Source organism: Salinimicrobium oceani (assembly GCF_012037645.1).
The window spans coordinates 1-321 of record NZ_JAAVJR010001357.1 but is presented as its reverse complement, the minus strand read 5'-3'; the positions used below and the strand labels follow the sequence as shown (position 1 = coordinate 321).

Here is a 321-nt window from a genome sequence, read left to right as displayed (position 1 = left end):
CAATGCTCAAGTACCAGATTAACACCTTTGAAAATGCGTCGCCAGATACGCGTCCTTACTACTTTGGAATCTATTCAGGTTTTAGCTATAAGTTTTAACAGCCGGTTCTTTACTTAAAAGTTCGTTTAAGATTACTTCCCGGGTATGTTCCCGTAATTTCTTCTTATCTTCCTGCGTCATGCCTGCAGTGGGAATGAACTCTTTGATCTTCACCCGCATTTTTCCCGGGCTGCCTTTTGTAAAGATGTAGGGAAAGCGCTTTTTATTGTCGTGAAAAACTATGGGAACAATTTTGATCTGGTGATCTATAGCCAACCTAAA

Annotated in this window: 1 pseudogene; it reads right to left on the bottom strand. The window is 40.5% G+C overall.

The features are described from left to right. Nucleotides 1-81 precede the first annotated feature (81 nt). Nucleotides 82-321, bottom strand: a pseudogene (locus tag HC175_RS22190) (1-acyl-sn-glycerol-3-phosphate acyltransferase); the annotation flags it as partial.